The sequence below is a fragment of the Mesorhizobium sp. WSM4310 genome (assembly GCF_007003935.1).
GTDB lineage: Bacteria > Pseudomonadota > Alphaproteobacteria > Rhizobiales > Rhizobiaceae > Mesorhizobium.
The window spans coordinates 107,684-133,701 of record NZ_VFTA01000009.1; the positions used below are offsets into that span (position 1 = coordinate 107,684).

Here is a 26,018-nt window from a genome sequence, read left to right on the forward strand (position 1 = left end):
CGACACGGCGCCCATAGTTCCTTGACATCGGGTATTTATCCGAAATTATGTAGGAAAGAAGGATCGCAGGCATGGCCGGAATCGCGCTTTCGGGCGTATCAAAGCACTTTGGCACAGTCGAGGTGATCCGCGACGTGAGCTTGGACATTCAGCCAGGAGAGCTGGTCGTGTTTCTCGGGCCGTCCGGTTCCGGCAAGACGACGCTGCTGCGGATGATCGCCGGCCTCGAAAGCATTGACGAAGGCACGCTGACGATCGACGGGGTACGCTCGGAGAACCTTGCGCCGGGCAGGCGCAACGTTGCGATGGTCTTCCAGAACTATGCGCTTTACCCGCATATGACGGTCGCGGAGAACATGGCCTTTGGGCTGAGGAACATTCGGGTCGCGCCGGATGTTATACGCCAACGGATCGCTGAGGCTGCGCGTATCCTGGAGATCGAAGCGCTGCTTCAGCGACGGCCGTCGCAGCTCTCCGGCGGGCAGCGCCAGCGCGTGGCCATCGGGCGTGCGATCGTCAAGGAGCCCAAGGCATTCCTGTTCGACGAGCCGCTCTCCAATCTGGACGCGGCGCTTAGAGCCCGCACGCGCGTCGAGCTTGCCGAACTGCATCAGCGTTTGAAGTCGACGATGATCTACGTCACCCACGACCAGGTGGAAGCGATGACGCTCGCCGACCGCATTGTCATCCTCAACAATTGCCGGATAGAGCAGATGGGCAGACCCGTCGATGTCTATGCACGTCCGGCGTCGCGATTCGTCGCGACCTTCGTCGGGTCTCCGGCGATGAACATTCTGCCTGTCACGGTTTCGGGCTCGGGCGACAGGCTCAATGCGCGCTTGACCGACGGATCGCTGGTCGAACTTCCCAGCGCGCAGGTCAACATGGACTGGCGCGAACTCGGGGTGCGGCCGGAATCGCTGACTGTCGTCGCCGAAGGCGGTGAAACATCGGCCACGGCCACCGTCGTCGAGCGCCTTGGCGAGCGAACGCTGGTCTATGCGCGGCTTGCGGATGGGACGCAGGTCACGGCACAGGACCGTGGGCTTTCGAGCGTCAAACCGGGCGACGCCGTTCGGCTGAAGCTCGACACCACGGCCTTGCATCTCTTCGCCGCGGACGGATCGGCCTGGCACGCGGGCGCTGACGGGGCCTGAACCTGCCGAGCCTAAATCCGGTTCCACGCGACGCGCTTTAGCCCTTGATGCCTGCCGAGAGCGTTATCGCTTCGGTTACCCGGCGCTGGAAGAAGAGGTAGGCCAGTGCCACCGGAAGGCCGGCCAGTACGGCTGCCGACAGCTGGCGCGCGTAGTAGACACCGAAGGCGTCATTGACCTGCGTGATGCCGACGGTGATCGTCATCATCTCGGTGCGGGTCACCGAGAGGAACGGCCATAAGAACGCATTCCACGTCCAGATGAAGCAGACGATCGACAGCGCCGTCGTTACCCCCCAGTTCATCGGCATGTAGATCTTGAAGAGGATCCCGAATTCAGACGCATTGTCCATGACCGCGGCCTCGCGGAAGTCCTTCGGAACCTGGTCGAAGAACTGCTTGTACACGATGATGATGACGGGGTGGATGAGCTGCGGCAACATGATCCCGGCCCAGCTGTTGAGCAGGCCAAGGTTGGCGACCAGCACGAAATGATTGATGATCAGCGCCGAAGTCGGCACCATGAAGGAGGCGAGGATCAAATACCACAGCGCGATCCGCCCCGGGAACCGCAACTGCGAGATCGCGTAGCCGCACAGCATCGAGATGAAGATGGTGATGATCGTCACGCCGACCGCGACCGCCACCGAATTGACGTACCAGGCGCCGATCTGGGTGGTGGTCAGGGCGTCAATGTAGTTCTCCAGCGTCGGCGTCTCGGGCCAGAGTTCGATGTAAGGCCGGATGACCTCGTCGTCCGGTTTGAGCGATGAGATCACGCCCCAATAGAGCGGGAACGCCCACAGGATGGCCCAGACGAGCGTCAGCGCCGTGATAATCCCGCCCCAGACGTTCCAGCGTTTCGCTGCCATGGCGTTCATCGGCGCCGCCTTTCGGCAAACCGGAGCAGTTGGAATTGCAGGACCGAGACGACCACCACGAGCACGAAGAGGGTGACGGCGACAGCCGCCGCCCTGCCTCCCTGGTTCTGCTGGAAGGCCTTCTGGAAGACGTAGTAGACAAGCACCATATTGTCGTTCGGCCGGCCGCCTATCGAGAACAGATAGACCTGATCGAAGATCTTGAGCTGCAGGATGAGCTGGATGGTGAATACCAGCGAGGTGATCGGCCACAGCAGCGGCCAGGTGATACGCCGGAAGGTCGTCCATCGCGTCGAGTTGTCGAGTGCGGCGGCTTCGTAGATCTCCATTGGTATGGACCGCAATCCGGCGAGGAAGAGGAGGATCGAGAAGCCCGCGGTCCACCAGATCGTCACCCCGGCCACCGCAGGCAAGAACCAGACGCGCGACTTGAAGATCGGCACGCGCGGGATTCCCAGCCAGTCCAGCACATGCATCGCGATCCCGAACTGGAAATTCAGCGTCCAGTCCCAGATCAGATAGACGACGGACACCGGCAGTATGTAGGGCAGGAAGAACAGCGCCAGCACGATCGCCTGGAACCGGCCCTTGAGACGTGAAACGCCAAGCGCGATCAGCAGGGCGATGAGTGTCCCGGGGACGACCGTCATCACCACGAAGTAGGCGGTATTCCAGAGCGCGCGCCGGAACATCGGGTCGTTGTCGAGCCGCAGGTAGTTGTCGAGACCGACCCACCGCCCCGTGCCGATCAGCGGCGCATCGGTGAAGGAGATGCGAAACATCTGGACCGTCGGATAGACGAACGCCAGCAGGTAGATCGCCAGGAAGGGAGCGACCAGCACCAGCGCGACAAGACGTTCAGTGCGGGAGTTGCGAAGCATGGCTCTTCCTCGAACACGGCTGGGGCCGCCCTGGGCGGGCGGTCCCAGCCTTTGAGCCCTACATGCTGTTCAGCTCTTCCTTGATGGATTTCACCGCCTCGCCTGGGTCCATCTCGCCGTTGAGGGTCGGCACGAAATAATTGGACATGATGTCGAAGATCGGCCCGGCGACACCGGCCTTGGTCGACTTCGGATCGAAGATCATGTTGGCCGTCAGCGTCGAGTAGGTCGCATTGGGCTGCATTGCCTTGTATTCGGCCGTCTCGGTGACTGGCTTGTACGCCGGGATGTGGCCTGCCGTCGCCCAGAACAGCGAGTGCTTGTCCATCCATGAGATCACCTCGAGAACGGCGGCACGCTTTTGCGGGCTGATCTCCTTGCCCTTGTTCTTCGGGATTGCGAACGAATGGCTGTCCGCATACGTGCATGGCTTGTCGAAGATCACCGGGATCTCGACGGCGCCCCAGTCGAACAGCTTGCCTTGCTTGGCGAGGTCGGTCATCGTGGGAACTTCCCAGACGCCGTTGATCATCATTGCGGCCTTGCCCGAGGTGAACAGGGCGACGGTTGCGGGATAGTCCGTGTAGGTCGACTGCAGCCCGGCCTTCGTCCACCCTTGCAGGACTGTCAACGCGTTCGCCAGCTTCTTGCCGTTGTCGCCGGCGAGGAACTCGTTGCCCGTCAGAAGCTCGCCGCCTTGCTGGCACACCAGCGAGTAAATGGTGCGGTACATGAAGTTGCCGTCGGCGGTGACGCTGCCCAGCGGGAACTCGACGCCGGCATCCTTCAGCTTCTGCAGTGTCGCGGTGAATTCCTCCTTGTTTTTCATGCCCATGGGACGGCCGTCGTCGCCGAGCACGCCTGCCTTCTTCAGAAGGGCGCGATTGTAATACAGGACGATCGGATGGGTATCGAGCGGCACTGCGTATTGCTTGCCGTCGACCGTCACGGCGCCCATCGTCGTCTGGGCGAAGTCCGAGGCCGAGAGGCCCATCTTGCTCATGTCGTCGGCGGTGATTTCTTGTAGAATGTCCTGGCTCACCGCTAGGGGGATGCGGCTGGCGTGGTAGGTCATGACGTCTGGCGCCTCACCGACCGCCGCCGAGGTCTGCACCTTCGCGTAGAAGGGCGTGCCCCACTCCAGCGTCGTGGCGTCGATCTTGATCTTGCCGGCGTGAGCGGTGTTGAAGTCGGCGATCATCTGCTTCATGCGCACACCGTCGCCGCCGCCGAGGAAATCCCACCACATGACGGTTTCTTCGGCCTGGGCCGCGACGGCCCAAATTCCTCCGGCCGCAACCACCGCTATGGCCATCATCCTGCGAAAGTTCATCTCAGCTTCCTCCCGAGTACGGCGGTTAGATCCGCCTTGAACGTTTCAATGCTACACCAAACCAATCCGCCTGCAACGGATTTTACGGTATGTATCTGATAGTCGGATATTGACTCAGAGCGTCACGCGCACCATCGAGTAGGAGTGCGGCGGCAAGTTCAGCGTCATTCCCTTGCTGCTGAGCGTTGCCCCGTTGCCTTTGACCGGTGATACGTTGTCCGGCGCCTCCTTCGTGTTGCAGGCCTCGAGATCGTCGTGACGGATGATCGTGTGCTCGATGGACTTGGCGGCGAACCGCTCGAGGGCGACGTCGGCCTCTATCGTCTCGGACCCATGCCGGTTGATTGCGAAGAAGGTCAGCGAGCCGGCGTTCGAATCGTGCACGCCTGCTATGTCGAGCCATGGCACCTTGTCGGCCGCGGCCGCGTCATAGGTAGGGACCTCGACCGCGAGTTGCAGCGCGGTGCCGCGGCCGTGCCTGGAGGCCAGCATGAAAGGCCAGTAGATCGTCTGCCTCCAGGCGCTGCCGCCGGGATCGGTCATGATCGGCGCGATAACGTTGACCAGCTGTGCAATGCAGGCGATGCGAACAACATCCGACCGGCGGATGAAGGTGTTGAGGATGCAACCGACCTGCAGCACGTCCTCGAAATTGTAGATGTCCTCCAGAAGCCTGGGTGCTTCCGGCCAGTCCCAACTGCGCATGCGCGCGGCGTCCTGCTTGCGCTGATGGTACCAGACGTTCCACTCGTCGAAGGAGATCTTCACGTCCCGCTTCGAGCGGGTCTTGGCCTTCACATAGTCGATGATGCCCGCGACCGTGCCAATGTAGCGGTCGAGCTTGGCCGGAAGAGCGAGATACTCGGCCGTATTCTTCTCGTAGTTCTCGAAATACATGTGGAGAGAGATGTAGTCGACCTGTTCGTAGGTCGCCTCCAGCACGGTCGCTTCCCACTGCGGATAGGTCGGCATATTGGAATGCGACGAGCCGCAGACGACCAGTTCCACCGTCGGGTCGAGGCCGCGCAGCGCCTTGGCGGTCTCGTTGGCGAGATGGCCGTATTCGCTCGCCGATTTGTGGCCGACCTGCCAGGGGCCATCCATTTCATTGCCGAGACACCAGAGGCGGCAGTTCCAGGGTTGCGCGCGTCCGTTCTTGGCCCTGAGGTCGGACCAGTAGCTGCCGCCCGGGTGGTTGACGTATTCAACGAAGGCCCGCGCCTCGTCGAGGCCGCGGGATCCGAGATTGACGGCAAGCATCATCTCGGTGCCGGCTTTTTCGGCCCAGTCGGCGAATTCGTGGATGCCGACCAGGTTCGGCTCCGTGGTGCGCCACGCAAGATCGAGCCGCCGCGGGCGGTTCTCCTTTGGGCCTATGCCGTCTTCCCAATTATAGGCGGACACGAAGTTGCCCCCTGGGTAGCGGCAAATCGGAGTGTCGAGCGCACGCACCAGCTCGATCACGTCCTTGCGCATCCCCTCCGCGTCCGCTTGCGGGTGTCCGGGCTCGTAGATGCCCGTGTAGACCGCCCGGCCAAGATGCTCGAGAAACGAGCCGTAAAGGCGTTTGTCGATATCCGCGACGGCATAGGCCGCGTTCGCCGTGACTCTGGCCTTCATGATCCCTCCCACTGCGGATTATCAATCCGACTTTCTGATCTATATCCGGGTCGCAGATCAGTTAAGGGTCGAGTTCATCCGCCCGTCAAGGGCCAAATATGCTCTCAGGCCTTCAGCAGGCGCAGGACGATGTCGTTGCTGTAATTGCCGAAGCCGCTGCCGAAGATGTTTATGCCGCCGGGGTGACGCGCATCATCCTTCACGCCGATTCGTATCCGGATCGAGCGGTGCCGCTCGAGCTCCAGGTCAGCCAGCGAGCATTTGGAAACCTTGGTGTTGTTGCGATAGGTGCCGTTGTTCGTGACGCGCCAGTGTGCGAGGTCGCCATACTGTGATCCGGCCAGCTTCCACCAGCCGGGCGTATGCTTGCCGCGCTTGTCGCCATAGTCGGCCGGCGCCGTCCAAGTATCTATCTCGTGTCCGTTGATCGCGACCGTGATGTCCGACGGCCAATCCTTCGATGTGCCCGGCACCTCGGACGAAAGCTCCATCGAGAGCTCCAGCCCGCCAACTTTGGCATTGGCAAGCGTCGCATTGTTGGGAAACTGGTATTCGACGAAGCCGCGCGTGAACCACAGCAGCCCGGCCCGCATACGGTCGGGATCAAGGAAGGTGTCGGGCACATCGAGAAGTCCGATGACGCCGTCCTTTGAACACAGGCCGCAGGGAGCGGAAACTTCGCATCTTGTATAGAGCCCAAGCGGCATCGCCACTTCTATGACGCCGAGATCCTGCGCCGGGGTGCGGTCCTTGAAGACGACAACCAGCTCGGAGAAGGTCGAATAGCAGACCTTCTGGCTTCCCTTGCGCGCCTTCTGTGATTTCGTCTCGATCAAACCGACATCGACAAGAACCTGGATGTTTGCCGAAATCGTCGATTGCGGAAGACCCAGTTCTTCGGCCACCTGATTGACGTTTTTCGGCCCCTTGCGGTGCAGCAGTTCGAGAATCCGGACCCGAACCTCGCTCGCCAGGCTCTTCAACAGGTCGAGCCGCTCAAGCGGATCGACAACCATGATTTCATTCGACATATGGCCCCGCACTGGTCACACGGGTTATGTATCAGCAGATCAGATACAAATAAAGCCACGGCGTTGTAAATCGAACCGCATGGTCCCCGCCACTTGCAGGTCGGCCCATTGCCGACCTGCCAGCTTGGCACAACCGAGGCGGCCGGCTCAGGCCACCCGGACGACGAAATGCTTGGTCACCGGCTCGATGATCTTCCAGGTTCCCTTGAAATCGGCTTCCACCACGAAAGCGTCGCCGGGGCCGACTTCGACCGGTGTGCCGCCGTCGGGGGTGATGATGATGCGGCCGGCGATCATGTGCACGAACTCATAGTCGGTGTAGGTCGCGTGATAGGTGCCGGGCGACGCCCGCCAGGTTCCCGACATCACCTTGCCGTCCTCCGTCGTGTGCTGGACAGCGGTTTGCATGGTCGGGTGGCCTTCGACCACGACCCAGCCAGGCAGGTCGCCGGCTTCTGCGTGTTCGACGGGGCCGAATTTGAGGATCGTCTTGTTCGTCATGCCGGGTTCCTTCTGCTTCATGTGTCGCGGAGGTCGGATAGCCGATGCATGGGACCGGGGCAATGCATGCACCCCGGGAACGAAAAGCGTTTACGCATCCAGGCATCACGCCTGCGGGGGGCCTGCCGCCCGCGGCCGCCCTACGCCTTGTGACGGGCCGAGACCAGTTCCGCCTTGCGCCGCGCCGTCTCCAGCCCGAGGCCGATGAAAGCGCGCGCGTGCTTGGCGAGCGCCATATTGTCGGTCCACAGATTGCGCCAGATGGCGGTCTTCTTCGACAGGTTCTCGTCGACGATCTCCGACGAGAAGGATTCGAAGCTGAGATCGTCCGCATAGCCGATGGCGGTCAGCGCATCGAATATCGCTGCAAAATCGATATTGCCGGTGCCGAGGAAGCCGCGATGGCTCTCGCCGATATGGACATAGCCGATCTTGCCCGCGGCGTTGCGGATGGCCAGCCCGACATCGGCTTCCTCGATGTTCATGTGGAACGTGTCGAGATGCAGGAAGATGTTGTCCGAGCCGGTATCCTCGATGAAGGCGAGACCTTGCGCGGCGGTGTTGAGCAGGTTGCTTTCGAAGCGGTTGACGATTTCGAGATTGAGCGTGACGCCGGCCGCCTTCGCCGTCTCGGCGACCTTGGCCAGCGTTGCGGCGCTGCGGGTCCACTGGTCGCGCGTCGGCGCTTCGACCTGCAGGCCATGGCTTGCCGACAGGATGCCGGCGACCTTGCGGCCGCCTAGATCGCGCGTCAGCGCGATGGTCTCGTTGAGGATCTCGACGCCCCGCGCGGCGACCGCCTTGTCGGCGCTCGATATGTCACCGCCACCAGGCAATCCGATGCTGATCGCCACGCCGAGGCCGAGATCGGCGATGCGTTTGGCAAGCCCACCAATGTCGACATTGGCCGGGTCGAGATAGGAGAACTCGATCAGATCGAAGCCGGCCTCCCTGGTGTTGGCCAGCGTGCGTTCAAGCTCGCTCTGTGCCGAGCTTGCCGACCAGACGAAAGAATGGATTCCGATGCGCGCCATGATCGTCTCCGGTTCGCGGTGATGAAGAAAGGCGGGGCCGGACAAGTCCGGCCCGCGCCTGTTGGAGTGATCAGCGGGCCGCGGTCCAGCCCTTGTAGTCCTTCAGGTTCTCGGCTGTGATCAGCTTCGGATCGAGAAGCACTGTGGCCTCAGCCGGCTTCTTGCCGGCAAGCAGCTCGGCCGCCATCGTCAGCGACTGGCCGGCCATCACATAGGGATCCTGCGAGGCCGAGGCCTTGATCATCGAGGAGCCGGACGAGAGCTCCTTTTCGATATCGGGCGCGCCGTCGACCGCGGTGAAGATGAATTCCGAGCGGTTGAGCTGCTTGGCGGCAAGCTGGGCGCCGATCGCCGTCGGATCGTTGATGGCGAACACCGCGTCGATCTTGTCGAAGCGGGTGAGCAGCGACTGGAACACTTTCAGGCCGCCGTCGCGCGAACCTTCGGCGTTCTGGTCGTCGGACAGGATCTTGATGTCGGCATGCTGCGAGAGCACGTTCTTGCAGCCCTTTACCCGCTCCAGGATCGACGACGATGCCGGACCGTTGAGGATGACGTAGTCGCCCTTGCCGCCGGTATGATCGACCAGGTACTGGCAGGCTTCCTCGCCGGCCTTGACGTTGTTGGTCATCACGGTGACGTCGGCGCCCGGCGCCGAAACGTCGAAGGCGGCGACGATGATGCCGGCGGCCTGTGCCTTCTTCACCGCCGGCGCGATCGCCTTGGCGTCCACCGCGTTGAGCATGATCACGTCGACGCCCGCGGCAATGAAGGAATCGACCTGCGAGACCTGCTTGTTGAGATCATAGTCGGCCGATACCGACGTCACCTCGACCTTCGGGTTGATCTTCTTGGCCGCGTCCTCGATGCCCTTGATGGTGGCGACGAAGAAGGGGTTGCCGAGCAGGCCGACCGAGATGCCGACCTTGTTGAGGTCCTTGGCCGATGCCGGCGCGATGGCGGCGGCCGCGAACGCGGCGCCGCAGAGCAGTTTGGCGATGGTCTTCATTACGCTTACTTCCTCCTGATGCACCGAGCCTCTCACGGTGCGTTACACAAGCCGGTCTTTGATGCCGGCGACCAGGTCACTCACGTTCTCGCCCCTGCCTGGAGCCGGTAGCGGTCGAGGGCGACCGCCACGATGATGACCAATCCCTTGATGATGTACTGCCAGATGTCCGAGACACCGGCCAAGATGAGCCCGTTGGAGAGCACCGCGATGATCAGGCCGCCGATCAGCGTGCCCCAGATCGAGCCGACGCCGCCGACGAAGCTGGTGCCGCCAAGGATGACGGCGGCGATGGCGTCGAGCTCGTAGGACTGGCCGAGCTGCAGGCCGTTGGCGGCGTAAAGCCTTGCCGCCGACATGGCGCCACCGAGCCCGGCGAGCAGGCCGGACACGCCATAGACGAAGAGCAGCACCAGCGGCACCTTGATGCCGGTCAGCCGCGCCGCCTCGGCATTGCCGCCGACGGCATAGATCCAGGTGCCGAGCACGGTGCGCTTGAGCACCAGCCAGGACAGCACGACGACCGACAGCGCGATGACGACCAGCCAGGGAATGCCGAACAGCGAGCCATTGCCGATGAAGTCGAAAGGCAGGTCCGAGTTGAACACCGTCGTGTCCTGCCCGAGCAGGCGGGCGATGCCGCGCACGGCCGTCAGCGAACCCAGCGTGACGATGAACGGCGGCAGCCTGATATAGGCGACGAGCAGCCCGTTCACGAGCCCGAAGCCGAGGCCGACGAGGATGGCCGCCGGCACGCCGAGCAGACCCCAGTCAGGCACCAACGACACCAGCACCGCCACCATCGCCGACGCGGCGAGGATGGAGCCGACCGACAGGTCGATGCCGCCGGTCAGGATGACGAAGGTCATGCCGGCGGCAAGCACGATGTTGATCGACGATTGCTGCGTGACGATGAGCAGATTGGTCTCGGTGAGGAAGCGGGGATTGATGAACTGGAAGCCGGCCGCCAGCAGCACCAGCACCGGCAGCATGCCGAGCGCCGCGAAGGTTGTGCGCAGCCGCCGGCTCCTGACCGCCGCCTGATCCACGCTCGTCGTCGTTCTGTCGGTCATTCCTGGGCCGCTCCCGTCGCAAGTTCCATGATCGCCTCCTGGCGCAGCGGCTCGCCTCCGGATGCCGTCACCTCGCCTGCTATGGAGCCGTCGCGCATCACCAGCACGCGGTCGGCGACGCCGATCACCTCGGGCAATTCGCTGGAGATCATCAGGATGGCGATGCCCCGGTTGGCGAGGTTGTCGATCAGCCGGTAGATTTCCGACTTGGCGCCGACATCGACGCCGCGCGTCGGCTCATCGAGGATGACGACCTTCGGCTCGGTCTCAAGCAGCCGGGCGAGCAGCACTTTCTGCTGGTTGCCGCCCGACAGCGAGCCGGCATTGGCCTGCGCCGAGCGGGTGCGGATCGACAGGTCCGCGATGGCTTTAGCCGCGCGCCTGTCGGCGGCGCCGAAGTCGCGCAATCCGCCGGTCCGCGCGTCCCTGGCCAGCACACCCATGCTGATGTTGTCGGAAATCGACATGTCGAGGAACAAGCCGAGTTCCTTGCGGTCCTCGGTCAGGTAGGCGATGCCGGCGTCGAGCGCTTCGCGCGGCGAGCCGATTGAGATCGGTTTGCCGTCGAGTTCCAGCGTGCCGGCGCTGCGCCTGTCGGCGCCGAAGATCAGCCGGGCGAGCTCGGTGCGGCCGGAGCCGACAAGACCTGCCAGAGCCAGCACCTCGCCCTTGTGCAGGTCGAACGAGCAGTTCTTCAGCAGACGTCCGTCGGACATGCCGCGCACCGAGAGTGCGATGGCGCGCTTCGCGTCCGGCGGACGATGATCCTTCTTGTAAAAGGCGGAGAGATCGCGGCCGACCATCATCGACACCAGCCGCGAGGCGTTGAGGTCGGCGCGCTCCAGTGTGCCGACATAGCCGCTGTCGCGCAGCACGCTGACACGGTCGGCGAGCTGGTAGACCTCTTCCATGCGATGGCTGATGTAGATGATGGCGATGCCATGCGCCTTCAGCGTCGCGATCACCTCAAACAGGCTGTCGGTCTCGCGCGACGTCAGCGACGTCGTCGGCTCGTCCATGACGATGATGCGCGCATTGGTCGACAGCGCGCGGGCGATCTCGACCAGCTGGCGCTCGCCGAGCGACAGGCTGGAGACCAGCGCACGCGCCGAGAAGGAGACGCCGAGCCGCGCGATGATTTCGTTCGCCCGCCGGTTGCACTGGTCGCGGTCGACAATGCCGAAGCGCCGCGGCTCGTTGCCGAGGAAGATGTTCTGCGCCACCGTCAGATTGGGCGCCAGAGACAGCTCCTGATAGATCACCGCGATGCCAGCGGCGCGAGCCTTGATCGGATCGCCGGTCGCGGCGGGCACGCCATCGATCAGGATCTCGCCGCCGGCATCCGGCCGATAGGCGCCCGACAGCACCTTCATCAGCGTCGACTTGCCGGCGCCGTTCTCACCCATCAGAGCATGCAGCTCGCCGGCTTGGACGGTGAGCGAAACATCCTGCAAGGCGCGGATCGCGCCGAAGGTCTTGGAGATGTGCCGCATCTCCAGCACCGGATGGCCGCTTGCCCGCTTTTGTGCCGCCGCGCTCATCGTGCACCACCCGCCGCCTTGATGGCGTCGCCCTGCCCGCCAACGCGATCGCGCCAGGCGTCGCGATAGCCGGCAAGGTCGGCGAAGCGTGCCGCATGCACCGGCTCCGGCGCCTCGGCGGCGAAGTCGCGTCCGACGCCCTCGAAGGCAAGTGCTGCCGCGCCCGTGGCGCTGCCCTCCAGCGTGGCGCCCTGCAGAAAGGCCTGGCCGGGACGCAGCTCAGCCAACACTCCGGCAAGCAGGCCGCCAGCGTTCAGCCCGCCATCGACGATGACGGTGTCTTGAGAATGGATGAGGTCAAGGCAGAGATCGACCATCAGCGCCACATAGAGCAGCGCCGCCGCGGCGCGTTCTGCGGCATCGGGCGTGCGCCCGACCAGGCGGCCGGGATGGTCCGGCATCGGCCCCCCCGGCGCGAAGCTCGGCAGCGCCATGATGCCGGCATCGATCGCTTGCTGGATCGAGCCATGCGGGATCGCGCCTTGCCAGTCGCCGCTGATGGCGGCGAATTCGCGCCCGCCCATGAAGCGGATGGTCGGCACCGGGCCGCCGTCGACATCGACATTGACCAGCATGTCGCGGTCACGGTCGAGAACGTCCAGCGGGCAGTCGGGATTGAGCACGACGACCCAGGTGCCGGTCGACACCACGGTCAGCGGGCCAAGCTCCTGGCGGCGATAGGCATGGAGCGCCGCATTGGAGTCGTGGACGCCATTGTGGATGGCGATTGGCCGTGCCGCTCCGCCAAGACGCCGCTCGCCGATGACCGCGCCGGCGCGCGCGAAGGCCGGCATCTGGCGGCGCCAGCCCTCGGCATCGACCAATGAGGAAAAGTCTTGGCTGCGCGGCGCCCACAAATGCGAATGACAACCGAGATAGGACACCTCCGAGACCGGCCTGCCACCGAGGCGCCAGCTCCAGTACTGGGGGTAGCCGAGGATCGATTTCGCCGCCGCGAACGCATCGGCATCGACGTCCTGCAGCCACAGCATGTGACGGCCATAGTTGAAGCCGAGCGGCAAGCGGGGCGAAAACGTCTCGGCAAAATCCGGAATGCGGCGATCGATCCGGGCAGCGATTTCGGCCGGCGGCTCCTGTTCGTAGTCGAGGATCGGATGCGTCAGCGCCGCGTCGTCCACGAGGGCGAAGGTGCAGCCATGGCCCGACACCATCACCCCTTCCACGCCATGGTTTTCGACCGCGTTCGTGACGGCAGCGAGCGCCCAGTCATGCAGGGCGGCCTCGTCGAGCACGCTGAAGCCGTCCTGGCGCATCCATTTCGGCTGGGTCCGGCGCTCGTCGAGGATGCGTCCATCCTGGCCGAAGACGAACAGCTTCGAATTGGTCTTGCCAAAATCGAGCACCGCCACTTTCACGGGACGGCTCCCGTGGTGGACGCGATCCGCAGCATGACGCCGGCATCCTCCAGCATGCGCGCATCGGCATCCGAAAGACCGTCATCGGTGATCAGCGTGCCGATGCGCGACAGCGGCAGAGCGACATTGCGCGCGTGGATCGACAGTTTTCGGCTGTCGGCCAGCACCACGATCTGGTCGGCGCACAGGCTGAGATCGACAATGGAGCGCACCAGCAGCGGATGCGATTCCAGCACGCCTTCCTGGTTGAGGCCTTGCGCGCCGAGAAAGAATTTCGACGCGTAGAAGGGCGTCGCCTGGACCGACGAATGGATGATGCCGGGTTCGCGATGCAGCTCGCCGCCGGCAACGGTCAGGCTGCAATGGCCATGGTCGCTCAGATAGGCCGCGAGCGGCATCGAATTGGTGTAGAGGCGGATGTTGCGCTCGGCGAGCTTGACGCCGAGATGGAAGCAGGTCGAGCCGCCATGGACGATGACCGCGTCGCCGTCGCGCACCATGGTCGCCGCGATGGCCGCGATCTGGCGCTTGGCCTCGACTGCGAGGTCACGGTTCTCGTCATAGGGCCGGGCATAGGCAACACCCGCATGCGATGCGCCGTCGAGCGCGGAAATGCCGCCATAGACCTTGCGCGCCTCGCCGGCCTCGTCGATCCGGTCGATGTCGCGCCTGACCGTCGCCGCCGAAACGCCAAGCCGCTCCTGCAGCTCGCGCACCGAGGCGAATGGGCGGTCCCGCAGCAGTTCGACGATCTGACGCTGGCGGCCGGAGTCGCTCAACTCTTTTCCTCCCAATGCCATTTTCCACGGCAATTGGTGCAACTTACTCAACATTAGTCAGATTGCAAGCTGGTTTTGATGATAGTAGATCACTGTTGACGTAAGTCGCTCGCATCTGCGATATCAGCGCCAACACCCGGTCCCGGCGGCGGATCCCGGGCAAGCGTTGAAGGAAAGGCGCCATGGCAACCCAAGCTGACGCGCAGGAACTGGCGGCCTTGCGGACGCTTTCAGCCCGTATCGGGCTCAACCCGCATATGACCCAGGCGGCGGGCGGCAACACGTCGCTCAAGGCCGGCGACACGCTGTGGATCAAGGCCTCCGGCACCTGGCTGAAGGATGCGCTCAGCGACGACATCATGGTTCCGGTGGCGATGGCGCCGCTGCTCAAGGCGGTCGAAGAGCGCGATCCCGCCGCCGACAAGCCGCAGGCCTTCGCCATCGACGAACTCAATCCGCGCGGCCTGCGCCCCTCGATCGAAACCACGGTGCATGCCTTGATGCCGCAACGCGTGGTTCTGCATGTCCACTGCGTCGACACGATTTCGCTTGCCGTGCAGGCCGACGGCGAGGCCGAGGTCGCCAGGCGGCTCGGCGGCGTCGAATGTGCCTATGTGCCCTATTGCCGGCCGGGTCTGCCGCTCGCCCGCGGCATTGCCGAGAAACTGCGGCCTGGTGTCGATGTGCTGATCCTTGGCAATCATGGGTTGGTCGTCGCCGCGCAAACCGTGACCGAGGCGGAGCGGCTGCTCCATCGCGTCCGCTCGCTGTTGGCACGGCCGGCGCGCGCGACCGCCGCGCCCGACATCGCGGCCCTGACAGCGCTTGCCGCCGACAGCGTCTATCGATTGCCGGTGGATCTGGAAGCCCACGCAGTTGCGCTCGATGCGCAAAGCCGCCGCATGGCGGAGGCCGGCAGCCTCTATCCCGACCATGTCATCTTCCTCGGCCAAGGTTCGGTGGTGGCCAAGCCAGGCGAGAACGCGGCTAGCGTCGCCGCGCGACTCGGCACGGCCCCTGTGGCGATCCTGTTTCCCGGCGCCGGCGTGCTGATGCGCGGCGACGCCAGTGCTGGCGCCGACGCCATGCAGCGCTGCCTCGCCGACGTGACGGCTCGCGTCGATGTCGCGGCGCGGTTGAATTATCTCACCGCTGCCGAGAACGACGAACTGGTCAATTGGGACGCCGAGCAGTATCGCCAGAAGCTCAATGCCACAGGCGGCTAGCAAAGGACTGAAGACATGATGCCTCTTGTCATCGGCATCGACATCGGCACATCGGGCGCGCGCGCCGTCGCCATGCGTCCGGATTTTTCCATTGCCGGCCAGTCGGCGGTCCGGCTCGACAAATTCGGCCAAAATCCCCGCTCCCCCGCGGCATGGTGGCAAGCGGTCCGGGCGGCTCTGACAGACCTGCTTTCGGGCATCGACCGCACTGCTGTCCGCGCCATCGCCGTCGACGGCACGTCGGGCACGCTGCTGCCCGTCGACGCCGCCGGGCAACCGCTGGCCGAGCCGCTGATGTACAACGACAAGGTCGACGACGCCGGCATCCTGGCAGCCATCGCCCGCGAGGCGCCTGAGGCGAGCGCCGCGCACGGCGCGACTTCAGGCCTGGCCAAGGCGTTACGGTTCCAGCATCTGCCCGGCATCGCGGCCGTGCTGCACCAGGCCGACTGGATCGCCGCAAACTTCTCCGGCCGCTACGACGTCAGTGACGAGAACAATGCGCTGAAGACGGGCTTTGATGTCGAGGCGCGCCGCTGGCCGGACTGGATCGCGTCCACCGGCATGCGCATGGACTTGCTGCCTCATGTGGTCGAGCCGGGCGATGTCACCGGCACGTTCACCGTGGCCGCGGCGGAACTGTTCGGCCTGCCGCGCGATGTGGTCGTGGTCGCCGGCACGACGGATGGCTGTGCCTCGTTCCTGGCGACGGGCGCCACGACGGCCGGCGACGGCGTCACGGCGCTGGGATCCTCGCTCACCATCAAGATCCTGTCCGGCCGGCCGATCTCGGCACCGCGCTTCGGCATCTACAGCCATCGCCTTGGCGACACCTGGCTGGCCGGCGGCGCGTCGAATTCCGGCGGCAAGGTGCTGGCCCAGCATTTTCCGCTGGCGCGGATCATCGAACTCAGCGCGGCAATCGATCCTACGACGCAAACCGGTCTCGACTACTATCCGCTTAGTACGACGGGTGAACGATTTCCGATCGCCGATCCCACTTTGCCGCCGCGTCTTTCGCCGCGACCGGAAAGCGACACCGACTATCTCAAGGCGATGTTCGAGGGCATGGCGGCGATCGAGGCGCTCGGCTACCGCAGGCTGGCCGAGCTCGGCGCGCCGGCGCTGACCTCGGTCAGGAGCGTCGGCGGCGGCGCCGCAAATCCGGCCTGGACCGCGATTCGGCGACGCAAGCTCGGCGTCGATTTCCTGCCCGCACTTTCCGACGAGGCGGCCGCCGGCACGGCGCGGCTGGCGCTAAAGGCTGCAAGCAAGGCAGGACTGGCATGAGCGCGAAAGCAATCGAACGCCTCGACGGTATCGGGCCGCTGGCCGAGCGCTACCAGGTGTTCCTGCTCGACCAGTTCGGCGTGCTGCATGACGGCCAGGCTCCTTATCCAGGCGCGGTAGAGGCATTGTCGGCGCTGAAGCGCGGCGGCAAGACGGTGGTGCTGATCTCCAATTCCGGCAAACGCGCCAAGCCCAATGAGGACCGCTTGCTGAAACTCGGCTTCGCCGCCGGCAGTTGGGACCATTTTGTCTCCTCCGGCGAGGTGGCGTGGCGATCCTTCAACGAGATGGCGGCATCGGGAGAGCTGCGTCGGGGGACAAAATGCCTGCTAATCAGCCGCGACAACGACCGCACGGCGGTCGAGGGCCTGCCCTTTGTGCTGACTGAGGCCGGCGAGGACGCCGACCTGGTACTGATTTCGGCCAGCGAGGGCGACCGCCACGACCTCGACCATTATCGCCGGCTGCTCGCCCCGGCGGCGGCGCGACAGGTGCCGTGCTTCTGCACCAACCCCGACAGGATCATGCTGACCGCGGTCGGACCGCGCTTCGGCGCCGGCGAGATTGCGGATCTCTACGAAAGCCTGGGCGGCAGCGTCACCCGCATCGGCAAGCCCTATCCGGCGATCTTCGACGCGGCCCTGGCGCTGGCCGGCGAACCTGACCGCGGCAGCGTCGTCTGCATCGGCGACAGCGTCGAGCATGACATAGCTGGCGGCAACGGCGCCGGCGTCGCCACGGCGCTGGTGCTCGGCGGCATTTTGGCGGACACGCCGGACCTTGCCGCCGTTTTCGACGAGCAACAGGCCTGGCCCGGCTACATCACGGCATCCTTCAGCTTGCGCTGACCGCCTCGAGCATGCGCTTGGCGCTTTCCTCGTCGGTGATCAGGATCGTCGGCGCAATCAGGTTCATCGCGCCGAGCAGCGCCTCGGTCTTCTCCTCGCCGCCGGAGGTGAGGATGCGGATTGGCGCCGCGCGCAGACGGTCGACTTCCACCGACATCACATGGCTGTTGACGGGATGGTCGACCAGATCGCCGTTGCGGTCGAAGAAATGGAACAGAAGGTCGCCGACAGCGCCACGCTTGAGCAGGGCCTCGCGGTCCGCTTCCCTGAGAAAACCGCCGCGAGAGAAGGTGGTGGCCGAGGCGATGCCGCCGACGCTCAACAGAACCGCATCGAGCACGTTGGCCATCTCGAAGACCTCCTGCAGGCCGCAGCGCTCGACCAGCGCGATCTTGGTCTCGACGCTGTCGACAACGGCCGGCGTCGGGATCAGATAGCCGTCGCCCTGGAAGATCTGGGCGAAGCGCCAGGCGAACTCGGCCGGGTTGTAGCGTCGCACGACGCCGACACCACCCAGCAGCGAAATGACCTTGAAATCGGAGAGCGACTTGGCGCTGATGAAGGGCAGGCTGGAGAACAGCGTCCGGCCCCAGCCGACGCCGACGCGCATGCCGGATTTCATCGTGTCGGACAGGAAAGCCCCGGTCTTGGCGCTGATTGCGGGGATCGGATCGGCATTGGGTGCAGTGAGCGGGGCGACCAGCGCCTGCTGCAGGCCGAAGGTCCGCTCCAGCGCGCGCTCCAGCCGCACGATCTCCGACAATTCGCTCTCGATGGTGATCTTCACTTCGTTGCGCGAGCGCGCCTCGGCCAGCATGCGCACGATGGTGACGCGGCCGACGCCAAGCACGTCGGCGATTTCGTTCTGCGTCATCTGCTCGACGAAATACATCCAGGCGGCGCGAATCCTGAGGCGGTCCGTCCGGCTTTCACCAGCGACCTGCTCGGTCGTCTCCGCTCCTGTCCGCCCTTCTTCGGCCCGCCCTTCTTCAGTTTGTCGTCGCCTGGCCAATCATCCCTCCCCCGCGGCGACGGACGAGCGCGCCGTCGCCGATTCTGCATGCTGGTCTAGTATCGCCTATTGATCTACCAATCGATAGGAACAATGTAGAGTCGGTGGCTGGCCCTGGCCGGCCGTCCTGCAAGGCACTTTCGAGGCAGACCGCGATGCTCCGACAAATCTCCGAAGACGTCCGAGTCAATTTGAAGGACCGGTTGCGGGAGGTCCGCGACATCATCCGGCAAAGCCGCCATGACGGCACCGGTGACGCCAGCGTGCTGCACGAAGCGACCAGCCATCTGCCGCCGTTTCCGGGCAAAGGCATCGAAGGCCTGCTCGGCCATGCCGCAAGCGCCGTCGACGACGCGCTGTCGATTGCCGAATCCTTTGTCCCGCACGAGCGCCCGATCAAGGTGGACGGCACGACCGTGAAAGGCCTCGGCACCTATTTTCCGGCCGGAAACGAAGAGCGGCAGTTGAGCGCCGAGCGCCTGTTCCGGCGCGACATGTACTATTTGACGAAGGCGGTGCTCGCCGAGCTGAAGATCGACAACGCCCGCATCCACGAAGCCGATTTCGCCGCCGCGCATGCCACGATGCGCAAGCGCCATGGTGATTTCCTGTCCGCGTTGACCGCGCCGGGCTCCGGGCTGCAGGCAATCGCGGCCACTTGTGCGGCGTTGCTGGTCGAGTTGCTCAGCCAGCGTCCGGTGCACTTTGGCGAAGCCGCGCCGGGAATCGCCGGGGAGCGCGCGCTCGACATAAGCTGCCTGGCGCCTGTGGTTCTGGCCTGCGGCTTGGCGACAACCGGCCGTGACGGCGCGCCTGAACCCGACATGCTGGAGATCGCGATCCTGGCTGCCGATATCCGTCACGATCGCATCGTACAGGCCTGCGCCAAGGCAAGCCCGGTCGATGAACTGACGCCAGTCTTCGCCACCTTGCTTGCGCATTTGCCGTAAGCTCCAGCAGCGCTTCCGGAAATCCAGAGCGTCTCACCGTTTCATCGAAACGGCGAACCGCTCTAACTCTTTGTTTTGACGCAATTCCCAAGGGAAAGCGCTACGCGCTTTCCCGGGAAAACCGCTCACACTTTTCCTGGAATGGCTAATCCCCGGCTGCCATGGCCGTGATCGTCTTCTTGGCGCGCTGGATGGAGGCCGGGCTCATCGAAAGCTCGGTCAGACCCATTTCGATGAAGGCCGGGATCAGATCCGGGCGTCCGGCCGCCTCACCACACATGCCCACCATGATGCCGGCGGCGACGCCGGCTTTGGCCGTCAGCTCGATCGCCGACATGACCGCCGGATTGGTGACGTCGTTGAGCCTGGCGACCGTCGGGTTGAGCCGGTCGGCGGCCATGATGTATTGGGTCAGGTCATTGGTGCCGATCGAGAAGAAGGCCACTTCCCTGGCCAGCGCCGGCGCGATCAGCACGGCCGCCGGGGTTTCGATCATCACGCCGAGATCGAATGTCGCATAAGGCACGCCTTCGGCCTTGAGTTCGGCGGCGCATTCATCGACCAGTGCGCGGGTGCGCGTGACTTCGGAAATATCGGACACCATCGGCAGCATCACCTTGATGTTGCCGTGCACGGCGGCCCGCTGCAGCGCCCGGAGCTGGCGCTTGAAGATATCGGGCCGGTCAAGACACATGCGGATGCCGCGCCAGCCGAGAAAGGGGTTCTCCTCGTCGGGAAACTCGATGCCGGCGATCGGCTTGTCGCCGCCGATGTCGAGCGTGCGCACGATGACCGGATAAGGCGCGAAGGCCTTGGCCAGCGCTGCATAGGTCTCGGCCTGCATGTCCTCCGAGGGAAGATGCATATGACGCATGAACAGGAGTTCGGTGCGGAACAGGCCGACGCCCATGGCGCCCGCCTCCTGCGCCGCCTCGATCTCCTCGAGCGAGCCGATATTGGCCGCGACCTCGATCACCTTGCCGTCGGGGCGTTTCGGCGTCACTGTCTTGAAGGCGGTCAGGCCGGCGCGTTCCTTCGCCGCCGCTTCGACGCGGCCGGCATAGTCTGCGCGCGTCGCCGCGTCCGGGTCGATGATCACGTGGCCGGTGTTGCCGTCGAGCGCCACGTCGCGCGCGGTGCGCAAGGCATTGACCTGGTCGCCAAGGCCCAGCACCGCCGGAATGCCGTGCGAGCGCGCGATGATGGCGATGTGCGAGGTGGCGCCGCCATGGCCGCAAATAACCCCGCCGATGCGCTTCAGCGGCGCCCGCGCCAGATCCCAGGCGCCGATGTCGTCGGCGATCAGAATGGCGCCTTCGGGAATGCTTTCGAGGCTGACGTCGTCCTGGCCCAGCAACACCAGGCAGATCTGCCGTCCGACGGCGTGGACATCGTCGGCCCGCGCATTGAGGTAGTGATCGTCGACCGCGCTGAAATCGGCGGCGATCGTGGAGGCTGCGGTGATGACGGCAGACACCGCGTCGTTGCCGCCCCTGATCGCCTTTTCGGCCTCGCCGGCCAGACTGTCGTCGGCGGCGATATCCCTGAGTGCCGCGACGATGCCGCGGTCTGCGGCAGACAAGCTGTCCTGCGCCAAGGTCCGGTCCATGCGCGCCTGGACGGCGGCGACGGCGGCACGGAACCTGTCAATCTCGCCGGCGATCTCTTCCGCCTGCAGCATGCGGCCCTGTCCGGCGATCTCGGGCGGGAAATGCGCGAAGGCCGGCCCGATGGCGACGCCCTCGCTTGCCGCGACCCCGCGCAGGCCGTTCGCTTGGCCTGTTGCAGCCGGCACGGATTGGGGTGCTGACAAGGATGCCGCCTGGCCGGCATCATTCGCCGGGCGCTGCGGCTCGGCTTCGTCGTCGAGACCCGCCTTGGGATTCTCGAGATAGCCGATCAGCGCTTCGATCGCCTCGATGGCGTCGGCGCCGTTCGCCCGCACGGTGACTTCCTGGTTTTCCTTGACCGCCAGCAGCATCAGCTTGACGGAGCTCTTGGCGCTGACCGCCTTGCCGTCCTTGACCAGCTCGACATCGGATTCGAAGCCCTTGGCGAGCTTGACGAACCGCGTGGCGGGACGGGCGTGCAAACCTTCATGCACTCTGACGATGGTCGAGCGTTCCATGGCAAATACTCTGCTTTTTTAAGCGCCAAAACCAGATGGATCGCGGCGCGAATGCTTCAGGCGGCGATGGTGATGATCGCGTCCGTCTTCAGGGCGGACACAAGCGCCTGGGCATCGACCTGCGATGCGCAGATCTCGCCAGGCCTCTCGGCCTCGGTGGCGCCGTTGAACGAGATGACGACATGGCCCATCTCGAGCACCTTGCTCCACGCGCTGGAGCCGACCGCGGTTATGACCGCGGAAACCGGACCAAGGGTGATCGAAGCGCCCTTTTGCGGCGCACCGTCGCTCGGTCCGACCTCCGTCTTGTGGAGCACCGAAACCTCGGCAAGCTCCGGCGGCGAGCCATCCGCAAACAGGATGACCACGCCCCCTTCGGCAAGATCCGCCACTTCGGGCCCGATGGAAGTGACCCGTGTTCTCAGCAGAACCGTCATGTGGCGAACCTCATTCTCTTATGTCCTTAGAATACGATCAGGCTGACGACCCATGCGATCAGCACGGATACGGGACCCATGATCTGGCGGCTGATGAGCACCGCAGGCACACCGATTTCAATCGTCTTCGGCTTGGCTTCACCGAGCGCCAGCCCGACGGGGACGAAGTCGCAGCCCACCTGGGTATTGTAGGCAAACAGCGCCGGCAGAGCCATCGCCGGCGAAATCGTGCCGTTGGCGATCTGCGGGCCGATGATGGCCACGCCGATGACCTGCGCGATGACGGCGCCCGGCCCGAGGATGGGAGACAGGAACGGCAGGCCGCAAATGGCCGAGATGATCAGCAGGCCGACGATGTTGTTGGCCAGCGGTCCCATCGGCTGGGCGAGCACGTCACCGATGCCGGTGTAGAGGATCAGGCCGATGAGCATGGTCACGAAGGCCATGAACGGCAGCACGTTGCGCACCACCTGGTCGATCGTGCGGCGGCCGGCATTGAAGAAGATGCCGACCACCCGGCCCATGACGCGTCCGATCGAGCTGATCAGGCCGATCAGACCGCCTTCGCTCGGCAGCGGCTGTGGCGCCGCCGCTGCTGTGTTATTGCCTGAACTCATCGATGCTGCTCCCCCCGCAGTGGTGACCGCCTCGGATCCGTCCGCCATTGTGACGTTGGCCGGCTTCACGCCCGAAACGTAGATGTCCTCGGTGATGAACTGGGCGAGCGGCCCAGCCTGGCCGACCGGCGTCAGATTGACGGTCGGGATGCGCTTGCGCGGATAGACGCCGCAGCGTGCGGTGCCGCCGCAATCGACGACGACCACTGCCATCTCACCTTCGATCGGCGGCGCCTTGAAGCCGTCGACCGCCGTGGCGCCGGTCATGTCGGCGATGAGTTGGGCGACGGGATGGATGCCGCCGCCGGTGACGGAGACGACCTTGTCGCGCTGCGCGGTCGGCTCGATGACGAGCGGGCCGCCCCAGCCTGTGTTGCCCCGGGAGATCTTTACGGCTTTGAATGTCCTGTCCATGATGTCCTCCCCGCCCTTACAGCTCGACGCCCTGGCGGCGTGCCATGATGGTGGTGATGCGCTCGGTGAGCATGCCCTTGAGCAGGATGACGACGAGGCCGACAATGGCGTACCAGATCGCCACCTTGACGTGGTAACCGGCGACGACAACGCCCTTCTTCTCAAGCTCGAGCAGAGCCACGAGAATGCCGCCCCAGACGAAATATTCGCCCGGATTGATGTGCGGGAACAGGCCAAGCGGCGGATGCACGTAGGACACGGCCGCGTCATAGAAGGCCGGCTTGTGCTTTTCCTCCAGGAACGATCCGAAAGTGTAGGCCATCGGGTTGGTGAGGAAGAACACCGCCAGCAGCGGCAGCAGCGTATAGCGGGTCAAGGCAATCCTGCCGGCGCCGCGCGCCAGGCCATGCACGCGCTCTTCGCCGACCAGTTCGGTGACGGCGTAGAAGGCGGTCATCAGCACCACCAACGTCGGAATGATGCCGGTGACGAAGCCGGCGAACACTTCGCCGCCCTTCTGGAAGATGCCGATGAAGTACTTGCCGATGGCGGTCAGCCAGCCGAGCTGCTCTTCCTGCTGGACTTCCTTCAGTTTTTCCTTGAACTGATCGACGGTTATGGGTCCGCTGTCCGCTTGGGCCAGGACAACGAGATGGTCGGAAGCATGCTCGACGGCGAGCTTGCCATGCAATGCGGCATCCGAGACCATGGTACCTGCGACATGCAGATTGTGCACGGCCATGTCGGCATGCTGCGCCAACAACGAAAATACAGACATTTCTCCTCCTTATGCCGCCCGCCGGTTATCCCAGTCGGTACGCGGCGTCCTCTAAGCCCTTGCTACGTTCAAGCCGGCCAGGCCCGGCTTCTTCCCCGGCTCCGACCGTGTTTTGTCGATCTGTTCGATCGCCCGTTTCACGGCCTCGGCCACACCGGGTTCCCCCTCCCCCATGATCGCAGGGTTGGACCGGAGTCGATCGAGGGGAACACCCTCGAATTCTTCATGTCTTTTGAACTTGGTGAAGACGGACCGGCCGCTCATCACCATCAGGCGGCGCACGATCAGGTCGGGCGTCACCACGACGAGCGCGATGGTGCCCTTGGCCAGCCGACCGCGAAAATTGCCGGCTCCGACGAAGCCGTCCTTGTACTGGTCGGTGACGCCCCGGAAGACATCCGAATAGTGCCGCATCTGCAGCCAGACGCCGAGCGACTGCAGCGCCCACACAATAACCAGCAGAAGCAGTCCCCACTGCCAAATCGCCATTCGGTTCTCCTCCCGAAGCCTCCGTTGAACCGCACCTTGGACCGGCACGCGACAACATCAAAGTGAGAACATTTGTTTCCGAGAATGTCAATATGTAAGATATTAGTCTCCGCTATGCCATCCACAGAGCCGTCTGCCGATTTCGGCGGCGGCATGGCTGTGCTAGCCTGTCGTCAAACGGGATGCATGAAATGGAACTGCCCTTCAGGGATGAACTGGCCCTTATGCCCGACCTGCGCCACCGGCTGCGGCAGCTGCGCTGGTTTCGCGCCACTTTCCGCGGCAGCGCCAAGGTGGTCTCGGAGACGTTCGGCGTGCGTTTCGAGATCGACGAGGCGAAGCTGACGCGGGCCTTTCTCGACTGGGTCGAGATCATGGAAGCGCAGAAGCGCTTCGCCGCGATCGACCGCGCCGACTTCATCGTCTTTGCCGCCGGCCTCGTGCTGCGCGAGCTGATCAAACAGGCGCCGGCCAGGGAGATCTCCGGCCTCGCGCAACTCATTGAAACGGATCAGAATGCCGGCACGCTGGACATCATCCGCTTCTGGCCGGAAGGCTTCCTCTACACCAACTACTGCGTCTCCGTGATTTCGGCGATCTATGAGCAGGAGTTCGGCAGCGCGCCCAGCATCGACAAATGCGCCGACGATCTGCGCACCTGGTGGTCCTATCGCGAGAATGTGACCGAGATGCCGGCCTATGCGGTGGCGTTCCTCGACCGCTTCCTCGGTGCGGAGCCGAACTGGATCACGCCCGACCGCGCACAATCCCGGCAAGCCATGCAACGGGCGCTCGGATCCGGCCGCGCAAGCGATGCGCTGCGCCAGCTTTGACTGCCCGCCGTTGCAGCCCCAAAACGCGCTGAAGACATCGCACTATTGAACATTTGACTTTTTGCCGATAGCGATGTGCGAAATTTGACGTGAGGAGACAAGCGCGTGGCGCGACCAAGGCCTATCATCTTCGATTGCGACGGTGTTCTCGTCGACAGCGAGCCGCTGGCCGCCAGGGCCTACGAACGCGTCTATGAAAAGCACGGCATGCCGGGCGTCCATGGCGGCATCATCGCCCAATGCGTCGGCATGAAGCAGTCCGACATCATCGCCAGGATCAGGGAATTGACCGGCCATCAGTTTCCCGCTGCCGCCGACGGCGACATCTGGGCCGAGACCAAGATCCTGTTTACCGAGGAATTGAAACCGACCCCGGGGATCGCGGCGTTTCTGGAGACGCTCGAGGGCGAACGCTGCGTCGCCTCGTCGTCCTCCGTCGAGCGCATCAACCACAGCCTGGCCGTCACCGGGCTGGCGCCGTTCTTCGGCGAGGCGATCTACAGCTCCTCCATGGTCAAGAACGGCAAACCGGCGCCCGACATCTTCCTGTTCGCCGCCGCCAGGATAGGCGCCGATCCGGCCGACTGCATCGTCATCGAGGATTCGCCCTTCGGCATCCAGGGCGCGGTTGCCGCCGGCATGACGGCGATCGGCTACACCGGCGGCGGCCACACCTATGCCGAGCACGCCGCGCGGCTGAAGGCGGCCGGTGCCGATTTCGTCTGCGCGCACTGGCAAGAAATTAGCCGGCAATTGTCCGGGATCGGCGTGCCGGCCTGAT

At 64.3% G+C, this 26,018-nt stretch carries 25 protein-coding genes; 7 read left to right on the forward strand and 18 right to left on the reverse strand.

Features of this window, described 5'->3' with window-relative positions; all coding sequences use genetic code 11:
* The first annotated feature begins 71 nt into the window (after positions 1 to 71).
* Positions 72 to 1,157 (forward strand): sn-glycerol-3-phosphate ABC transporter ATP-binding protein UgpC, encoded by a 1,086-nt coding sequence (ugpC, locus tag FJV80_RS12655; RefSeq protein ID WP_142876528.1) that lies wholly within the window; start codon positions 72 to 74, stop codon positions 1,155 to 1,157.
* Between the two features lie 37 nt (positions 1,158 to 1,194).
* Here ugpC and FJV80_RS12660 read toward each other — a convergent pair whose 3' ends face one another.
* The 12 genes from FJV80_RS12660 to FJV80_RS12715 all read right to left on the reverse strand — a co-directional run bounded on the left by FJV80_RS12660 (position 1,195) and on the right by FJV80_RS12715 (position 14,215).
* Positions 1,195 to 2,037 (reverse strand): carbohydrate ABC transporter permease, encoded by an 843-nt coding sequence (locus FJV80_RS12660; protein ID WP_095772225.1) that lies wholly within the window; start codon positions 2,035 to 2,037, stop codon positions 1,195 to 1,197.
* Positions 2,034 to 2,918, reverse strand: a complete 885-nt coding sequence (locus FJV80_RS12665; RefSeq protein ID WP_142876529.1) for a sugar ABC transporter permease — start codon at positions 2,916 to 2,918, stop codon at positions 2,034 to 2,036. The genes FJV80_RS12660 and FJV80_RS12665 overlap by 4 nt, the downstream gene beginning before the upstream one ends.
* A gap of 58 nt (positions 2,919 to 2,976) precedes the next feature.
* On the reverse strand, positions 2,977 to 4,251 hold the full coding sequence (locus FJV80_RS12670; RefSeq protein ID WP_142876530.1) for an extracellular solute-binding protein: 1,275 nt from the start codon (positions 4,249 to 4,251) through the stop codon (positions 2,977 to 2,979).
* Positions 4,252 to 4,365: 114 nt separating this feature from the next.
* Entirely contained in the window at positions 4,366 to 5,871 is a 1,506-nt protein-coding gene (locus FJV80_RS12675) for an alpha-N-arabinofuranosidase (protein WP_142876531.1), read from the reverse strand.
* A gap of 104 nt (positions 5,872 to 5,975) precedes the next feature.
* Complete coding sequence (locus FJV80_RS12680) at positions 5,976 to 6,902, reverse strand: transcriptional regulator (protein ID WP_142876532.1); 927 nt, start codon at positions 6,900 to 6,902, stop codon at positions 5,976 to 5,978.
* Positions 6,903 to 7,049: 147 nt separating this feature from the next.
* Entirely contained in the window at positions 7,050 to 7,403 is a 354-nt protein-coding gene (locus FJV80_RS12685) for a cupin domain-containing protein (RefSeq protein ID WP_095793276.1), read from the reverse strand.
* A 140-nt stretch (positions 7,404 to 7,543) separates the two neighbouring features.
* The gene (locus FJV80_RS12690; protein ID WP_095793275.1) at positions 7,544 to 8,437 is read right to left on the reverse strand and encodes a sugar phosphate isomerase/epimerase; all 894 of its coding nucleotides are present in this window, start codon (positions 8,435 to 8,437) and stop codon (positions 7,544 to 7,546) included.
* A 70-nt stretch (positions 8,438 to 8,507) separates the two neighbouring features.
* Positions 8,508 to 9,446 carry an ABC transporter substrate-binding protein gene (locus tag FJV80_RS12695; protein WP_095793192.1) on the reverse strand — a complete coding sequence of 313 codons (939 nt, stop codon included), beginning with the start codon at positions 9,444 to 9,446 and terminating at the stop codon, positions 8,508 to 8,510.
* 80 nt (positions 9,447 to 9,526) lie between these two features.
* Entirely contained in the window at positions 9,527 to 10,519 is a 993-nt protein-coding gene (locus FJV80_RS12700) for a ribose ABC transporter permease (protein ID WP_095787919.1), read from the reverse strand.
* Entirely contained in the window at positions 10,516 to 12,060 is a 1,545-nt protein-coding gene (locus tag FJV80_RS12705) for a sugar ABC transporter ATP-binding protein (protein WP_095793191.1), read from the reverse strand. The genes FJV80_RS12700 and FJV80_RS12705 overlap by 4 nt, the downstream gene beginning before the upstream one ends.
* A complete protein-coding gene (locus tag FJV80_RS12710; RefSeq protein WP_142876533.1) occupies positions 12,057 to 13,436 on the reverse strand; it encodes a carbohydrate kinase in 1,380 nt (459 codons plus the stop codon). The genes FJV80_RS12705 and FJV80_RS12710 overlap by 4 nt, the downstream gene beginning before the upstream one ends.
* Positions 13,433 to 14,215 carry a DeoR/GlpR family DNA-binding transcription regulator gene (locus FJV80_RS12715; protein ID WP_142876534.1) on the reverse strand — a complete coding sequence of 261 codons (783 nt, stop codon included), beginning with the start codon at positions 14,213 to 14,215 and terminating at the stop codon, positions 13,433 to 13,435. The genes FJV80_RS12710 and FJV80_RS12715 overlap by 4 nt, the downstream gene beginning before the upstream one ends.
* Before the next feature lie 182 nt (positions 14,216 to 14,397).
* Between FJV80_RS12715 and FJV80_RS12720 the strand changes: the two genes are divergently transcribed.
* The 3 genes from FJV80_RS12720 to FJV80_RS12730 are packed head-to-tail and all read left to right on the forward strand — an operon-like array spanning position 14,398 to position 17,579.
* Positions 14,398 to 15,441 (forward strand): class II aldolase/adducin family protein, encoded by a 1,044-nt coding sequence (locus FJV80_RS12720; RefSeq protein WP_142876535.1) that lies wholly within the window; start codon positions 14,398 to 14,400, stop codon positions 15,439 to 15,441.
* A gap of 15 nt (positions 15,442 to 15,456) precedes the next feature.
* Positions 15,457 to 16,731, forward strand: a complete 1,275-nt coding sequence (locus FJV80_RS12725; RefSeq protein ID WP_142876536.1) for an FGGY-family carbohydrate kinase — start codon at positions 15,457 to 15,459, stop codon at positions 16,729 to 16,731.
* Entirely contained in the window at positions 16,728 to 17,579 is an 852-nt protein-coding gene (locus tag FJV80_RS12730; RefSeq protein WP_142876537.1) for a TIGR01459 family HAD-type hydrolase, read from the forward strand. The genes FJV80_RS12725 and FJV80_RS12730 overlap by 4 nt, the downstream gene beginning before the upstream one ends.
* Here FJV80_RS12730 and FJV80_RS12735 read toward each other — a convergent pair.
* Positions 17,566 to 18,591, reverse strand: a complete 1,026-nt coding sequence (locus FJV80_RS12735) for a sugar-binding transcriptional regulator (protein ID WP_142876538.1) — start codon at positions 18,589 to 18,591, stop codon at positions 17,566 to 17,568. The genes FJV80_RS12730 and FJV80_RS12735 overlap by 14 nt on opposite strands.
* Positions 18,592 to 18,746: 155 nt before the next feature.
* On the opposite strand from FJV80_RS12735, the gene FJV80_RS12740 reads away from it, so the two are divergent.
* The gene (locus FJV80_RS12740) at positions 18,747 to 19,541 is read left to right on the forward strand and encodes a hypothetical protein (protein ID WP_142876539.1); all 795 of its coding nucleotides are present in this window, start codon (positions 18,747 to 18,749) and stop codon (positions 19,539 to 19,541) included.
* Between the two features lie 145 nt (positions 19,542 to 19,686).
* Here FJV80_RS12740 and ptsP read toward each other — a convergent pair whose 3' ends face one another.
* The 5 genes from ptsP to FJV80_RS12765 are packed head-to-tail and all read right to left on the reverse strand — an operon-like array spanning position 19,687 to position 24,404.
* The gene (gene ptsP, locus FJV80_RS12745; protein ID WP_142876540.1) at positions 19,687 to 21,669 is read right to left on the reverse strand and encodes a phosphoenolpyruvate--protein phosphotransferase; all 1,983 of its coding nucleotides are present in this window, start codon (positions 21,667 to 21,669) and stop codon (positions 19,687 to 19,689) included.
* A 56-nt stretch (positions 21,670 to 21,725) separates the two neighbouring features.
* Positions 21,726 to 22,106 (reverse strand): PTS glucitol/sorbitol transporter subunit IIA, encoded by a 381-nt coding sequence (locus tag FJV80_RS12750; RefSeq protein ID WP_095787928.1) that lies wholly within the window; start codon positions 22,104 to 22,106, stop codon positions 21,726 to 21,728.
* Positions 22,107 to 22,132: 26 nt separating this feature from the next.
* Positions 22,133 to 23,137 carry a PTS glucitol/sorbitol transporter subunit IIB gene (locus FJV80_RS12755; RefSeq protein WP_010911816.1) on the reverse strand — a complete coding sequence of 335 codons (1,005 nt, stop codon included), beginning with the start codon at positions 23,135 to 23,137 and terminating at the stop codon, positions 22,133 to 22,135.
* 16 nt (positions 23,138 to 23,153) lie between these two features.
* A complete protein-coding gene (locus tag FJV80_RS12760; protein WP_095772208.1) occupies positions 23,154 to 23,915 on the reverse strand; it encodes a PTS glucitol/sorbitol transporter subunit IIC in 762 nt (253 codons plus the stop codon).
* 51 nt (positions 23,916 to 23,966) lie between these two features.
* Positions 23,967 to 24,404 carry a transcriptional regulator GutM gene (locus tag FJV80_RS12765; protein WP_095787930.1) on the reverse strand — a complete coding sequence of 146 codons (438 nt, stop codon included), beginning with the start codon at positions 24,402 to 24,404 and terminating at the stop codon, positions 23,967 to 23,969.
* A 191-nt stretch (positions 24,405 to 24,595) separates the two neighbouring features.
* Here FJV80_RS12765 and FJV80_RS12770 point away from each other — a divergent pair, with 191 nt between their 5' ends.
* Together FJV80_RS12770 and FJV80_RS12775 are read left to right on the forward strand one after the other, a co-directional pair.
* Positions 24,596 to 25,237: a hypothetical protein gene (locus FJV80_RS12770; protein WP_142876541.1), complete on the forward strand. Its 642-nt coding sequence runs from the start codon at positions 24,596 to 24,598 to the stop codon at positions 25,235 to 25,237.
* Between the two features lie 105 nt (positions 25,238 to 25,342).
* Entirely contained in the window at positions 25,343 to 26,017 is a 675-nt protein-coding gene (locus FJV80_RS12775) for an HAD family phosphatase (protein ID WP_142876542.1), read from the forward strand.
* The last annotated feature ends 1 nt before the right edge of the window (position 26,018 follow it).

Excerpts from the sequence above, each read along its gene's own strand:
- ugpC (WP_142876528.1), top strand. The coding sequence starts at position 72 with ATGGCCGGAATCGCGCTTTCGGGCGTATCAAAGCACTTTGGCACAGTC.
- FJV80_RS12660 (WP_095772225.1), bottom strand. The coding sequence starts at position 2,037 with ATGAACGCCATGGCAGCGAAACGCTGGAACGTCTGGGGCGGGATTATC.
- FJV80_RS12665 (WP_142876529.1), bottom strand. The coding sequence starts at position 2,918 with ATGCTTCGCAACTCCCGCACTGAACGTCTTGTCGCGCTGGTGCTGGTC.
- FJV80_RS12670 (WP_142876530.1), bottom strand. The coding sequence starts at position 4,251 with ATGAACTTTCGCAGGATGATGGCCATAGCGGTGGTTGCGGCCGGAGGA.
- FJV80_RS12675 (WP_142876531.1), bottom strand. The coding sequence starts at position 5,871 with ATGAAGGCCAGAGTCACGGCGAACGCGGCCTATGCCGTCGCGGATATC.
- FJV80_RS12680 (WP_142876532.1), bottom strand. The coding sequence starts at position 6,902 with ATGTCGAATGAAATCATGGTTGTCGATCCGCTTGAGCGGCTCGACCTG.
- FJV80_RS12685 (WP_095793276.1), bottom strand. The coding sequence starts at position 7,403 with ATGACGAACAAGACGATCCTCAAATTCGGCCCCGTCGAACACGCAGAA.
- FJV80_RS12690 (WP_095793275.1), bottom strand. The coding sequence starts at position 8,437 with ATGGCGCGCATCGGAATCCATTCTTTCGTCTGGTCGGCAAGCTCGGCA.
- FJV80_RS12695 (WP_095793192.1), bottom strand. The coding sequence starts at position 9,446 with ATGAAGACCATCGCCAAACTGCTCTGCGGCGCCGCGTTCGCGGCCGCC.
- FJV80_RS12700 (WP_095787919.1), bottom strand. The coding sequence starts at position 10,519 with ATGACCGACAGAACGACGACGAGCGTGGATCAGGCGGCGGTCAGGAGC.
- FJV80_RS12705 (WP_095793191.1), bottom strand. The coding sequence starts at position 12,060 with ATGAGCGCGGCGGCACAAAAGCGGGCAAGCGGCCATCCGGTGCTGGAG.
- FJV80_RS12720 (WP_142876535.1), top strand. The coding sequence starts at position 14,398 with ATGGCAACCCAAGCTGACGCGCAGGAACTGGCGGCCTTGCGGACGCTT.
- FJV80_RS12725 (WP_142876536.1), top strand. The coding sequence starts at position 15,457 with ATGATGCCTCTTGTCATCGGCATCGACATCGGCACATCGGGCGCGCGC.
- FJV80_RS12730 (WP_142876537.1), top strand. The coding sequence starts at position 16,728 with ATGAGCGCGAAAGCAATCGAACGCCTCGACGGTATCGGGCCGCTGGCC.
- FJV80_RS12740 (WP_142876539.1), top strand. The coding sequence starts at position 18,747 with ATGCTCCGACAAATCTCCGAAGACGTCCGAGTCAATTTGAAGGACCGG.
- ptsP (WP_142876540.1), bottom strand. The coding sequence starts at position 21,669 with ATGGAACGCTCGACCATCGTCAGAGTGCATGAAGGTTTGCACGCCCGT.
- FJV80_RS12750 (WP_095787928.1), bottom strand. The coding sequence starts at position 22,106 with ATGACGGTTCTGCTGAGAACACGGGTCACTTCCATCGGGCCCGAAGTG.
- FJV80_RS12755 (WP_010911816.1), bottom strand. The coding sequence starts at position 23,137 with ATGGACAGGACATTCAAAGCCGTAAAGATCTCCCGGGGCAACACAGGC.
- FJV80_RS12760 (WP_095772208.1), bottom strand. The coding sequence starts at position 23,915 with ATGTCTGTATTTTCGTTGTTGGCGCAGCATGCCGACATGGCCGTGCAC.
- FJV80_RS12765 (WP_095787930.1), bottom strand. The coding sequence starts at position 24,404 with ATGGCGATTTGGCAGTGGGGACTGCTTCTGCTGGTTATTGTGTGGGCG.
- FJV80_RS12770 (WP_142876541.1), top strand. The coding sequence starts at position 24,596 with ATGGAACTGCCCTTCAGGGATGAACTGGCCCTTATGCCCGACCTGCGC.